Origin of the sequence: Ferruginibacter sp. (assembly GCF_031430955.1) — a bacterium.
Classification (GTDB): domain Bacteria; phylum Bacteroidota; class Bacteroidia; order Chitinophagales; family Chitinophagaceae; genus Ferruginibacter.
On the sequence record NZ_JANPCM010000582.1, the window covers coordinates 1 to 3285 of the forward strand.

The following is a 3285-nucleotide window of genomic DNA, read 5'->3' on the forward strand; positions in this document are numbered from 1 at the left end:
GTAAAAATAACAATAAAATTTGCCTTTTTTTGTAAATTACCTATGATTTGTTGTTAAATAAAATATTTTATATGCCGCTAAAAACACATAAGTACACCAATAGGGAAGTTACTGTAGTTTGGAAACCTGAAATTTGTACTCACTCCGCAATGTGTTTTAAAGGTTTACCGCAGGTATTTGATCCCCGCCGTACACCATGGATAGAAATGGATAAGGCAAGTACCGAACAAATTATTGAGCAGGTCAAAAAATGCCCAAGTGGTGCATTGAGTTATTTTATGAATGAAGAGAAAATTTAAGAAGCCATTTTAAAATAGCTTTCGCAGGATTTTAAAACAGCAGCAATTACACCTGCTGATAATAAGAGAACAATCACCATACAAACAATTTTTTTCAAAAAAAATTAATTACACTTTTTTAGATAATGAATAACCATTTTTTTGCAGCCATTGCAGCACTTTATCTTTATTATCGCCCTGTATAATTATTTCACCATCTTTTACTGCGCCGCCTGTACCGCAAAATGATTTTAATTTTTTTCCCAGCTCTTCTACATCTGACTGATTGCCAATAAAGCCTTCAACTAAAGTAACTTTTTTACCAGCCCGCTGTTTTTTATCTAACAATATTTTTAATTTTTGCTGAGAAGGCGGTAATGTTTCTGTTACTTCATTACTGGTTTCTTCCAATTTAAAATCGGGGTTGGTGGAGTAAACTACACCACTTAATGAACTTATTTTTTTCTTCGTCATATACACTGTTTTAAGTCACCTTTTTGGGGAGATTTAGAGGGGCCTTGCCTTTAAACTTAAATCCAAACTTTTTGCCTGGTGAATTACTGCACCGCTGCTAATATAATCTACACCTGTAGCAGCAAACATTTCAATATTATCTAAATTAATTCCGCCGCTGGCTTCTGTTTCGTATTTGCCGTTAATTATTTTTAATGCATCGGTAATTAATTCCGGTGTAAAATTATCCAGCATTATCCTGTTTATTTTTCCAACCGCCATTACTTTTTTTACATCTTCAATTGTCCTTGTTTCCACTTCTATTTTTAAATCAGGCTTTTTTTGCTGCACATAATCGTAAGCTTTTTCAATGGCTTTTTCAATACCACCGCAATAATCAATATGATTATCTTTAAGCATAATCATATCGTACAGGCCAAAGCGATGGTTTACACCGCCACCAATTTTTACGGCTTCTTTTTCGAGCAGGCGAAAATTGGGTGTTGTTTTACGGGTATCTAATAATTTTGTTTTAAAGGGTTTTAATTTATCAACATAAAGTTTGGTTAATGTGGCAATACCACTCATGCGCTGCATACTGTTAAGCACTAATCTTTCGCATTGTAAAATGGTATGCACTTTTGCTTCCACATCAAAAGCAATATCGCCAAACTGCATGGCATCGCCATCTTTTTTATACGCAGTAAAAACAATATCCGGCTGCATATACCTGAATATTTTTTCGGCAACTTTTACCCCGGCTAAAATACCATCCTGCTTAATTTTTAAAACTGCTTTTCCTTTTGCACTGGCATCAATACAACACAAGGTGGAGTGGTCGCCATCGCCAATATCTTCCTGCAATGCATTTTTAATAAATAAATCTAATTGTTGATTATAATCCATAATTACAAAGCTAAGGGCAAACATAAAAAGAAAACCCCGGAAAAAATTCCAGGGTTTATATATAATTCTCCATAGAAAATTATCTGTTTTCAAATCTTATCTCCTGCAATAGCTGTTTCTCGCCTTTTTGTTTCATAAAAACTGTAGTTCTAAACGAACCGTTTTTTGTAACCAGCGTTCCAATACAATATTGCGAACCGGCATTTTCGCCTTTATGTATCACATCAAAGCCTTTTATGCCGTTGGTATTAAAAAAATCTTTTAAAACAACTTCAGCCTGGTTTTTACTGTAATTATTGCTTTTATCAGGCATAGTTATTTCAACAGTATTGTCAAAAAAACGGGCAATCTGTACAGCATCACCATTTTTCAAAGCTGTTACCACTTCATCTATACTGGTAAAAAGCGTAAAAGATGATAGCATAACTGCAGCTCCAAGGAATGTAAAAAATCGTTTCATTTATAGGTATTTTAGGTTACTATGCATTTTGCTAAAACTGTGCCAAGCTGTGTTAAAGCAGCCCGTATGTCAGTAAATTTTCTACGTATTTGTCGCAAATACAAGGTAATTAGTTGCAAATATTTTAGTTTTACCAAATGAAAGATAAGAAAGTTATACTGATAATTATGGATGGCTGGGGCCTTGGCAAAGTAAAAAGCAGCGATGCAATACAGCATGCTAAAACCCCTTTTGTAAGTTCGCTTTACAATAAATATCCTAATAATACATTGGTTACCTGCGGCGAAGATGTAGGCCTGCCCGAAGGCCAAATGGGTAACAGCGAAGTGGGCCATTTAAATTTAGGCGCCGGCCGCATTGTTTACCAAGAATTACAGCGCATAAATGTTGCGATAAAAAGCGGCGAATTTGCAACTAATTCTACTTTACTTGCTGCCATTGATTTTGCCAAACAAAATAATAAGCCATTGCACTTAATGGGTTTGGTAAGTGATGGTGGCGTTCATTCACATACTAATCATCTAAAAGCGTTAACCTCACTTTGTGCACAAAAAGGTTTGCAAAATGTTTTGATACATGCTTTTACCGATGGCAGGGATACCGACCCAAAAAGTGGTTTGGGGTTTTTAACTGACCTTCAAAATCATTTAGAAAAATCAGCAGGCAAAATTGCCACCGTTACCGGAAGATATTATGCGATGGACAGAGATAAACGCTGGGAAAGAGTAAAATTGGCTTATGATGGTTTGGTAAATGGCATTGGCGAAAAAACAGATAATGTTTTAGCGGCAGTAAAAAAATCTTATGAAGAAAAGGTAACGGATGAATTTATAAAACCAATAATTAACACCCAACTGCAAACACCCACCATCAAAGATGGCGACGTGGTTATCTGTTTTAATTTCAGGACCGACCGCTGCAGGGAAATTACTCAGGTGCTTACACAAAATGATTTTCCAGATTTTGGAATGGCGAAATTGAATTTGCATTACACTACTATGACGCAGTACGACCATACTTACAAAAATGTAAACGTGGTTTTTGAAAATGATGATTTAAAAAATACTTTAGGCGAAATTTTAAAAAACCACGTTTACATTTTTGTAAGTATGGTCGTACTGCGTCATAGTAGTATAATGCAAATTCAATTTCGTCATTCCAAAATCTGGAAAATCAGTTTGTGTAAGC

General features: G+C 35.2%; 5 protein-coding genes. 2 read left to right on the plus strand and 3 right to left on the minus strand.

Features of this window, described 5'->3' with window-relative positions; genetic code table 11:
- Nucleotides 1-71 precede the first annotated feature (71 nt).
- On the plus strand, nt 72-299 hold the full coding sequence (locus ACY65O_RS16540; protein ID WP_462221969.1) for a (4Fe-4S)-binding protein: 228 nt from the start codon (nt 72-74) through the stop codon (nt 297-299).
- A 108-nt stretch (nt 300-407) separates the two neighbouring features.
- Here the strand turns inward: ACY65O_RS16540 and ACY65O_RS16545 are convergent, their stop codons facing one another.
- The 3 genes from ACY65O_RS16545 to ACY65O_RS16555 form a co-directional block, all read right to left on the minus strand.
- Nucleotides 408-752: a translation initiation factor gene (locus ACY65O_RS16545; RefSeq protein WP_462221970.1), complete on the minus strand. Its 345-nt coding sequence runs from the start codon at nt 750-752 to the stop codon at nt 408-410.
- Nucleotides 753-785: 33 nt separating this feature from the next.
- Nucleotides 786-1637, minus strand: a complete 852-nt coding sequence (gene nadC, locus ACY65O_RS16550; RefSeq protein ID WP_462221971.1) for a carboxylating nicotinate-nucleotide diphosphorylase — start codon at nt 1635-1637, stop codon at nt 786-788.
- Between the two features lie 79 nt (nt 1638-1716).
- The gene (locus tag ACY65O_RS16555) at nt 1717-2097 is read right to left on the minus strand and encodes a DUF4783 domain-containing protein (protein WP_462221972.1); all 381 of its coding nucleotides are present in this window, start codon (nt 2095-2097) and stop codon (nt 1717-1719) included.
- 137 nt (nt 2098-2234) lie between these two features.
- On the opposite strand from ACY65O_RS16555, the gene gpmI reads away from it, so the two are divergent.
- Nucleotides 2235-3285 (plus strand): 2,3-bisphosphoglycerate-independent phosphoglycerate mutase (gene gpmI, locus ACY65O_RS16560; RefSeq protein ID WP_462221973.1); only part of this gene is annotated, 1051 nt, incomplete at its 3' end.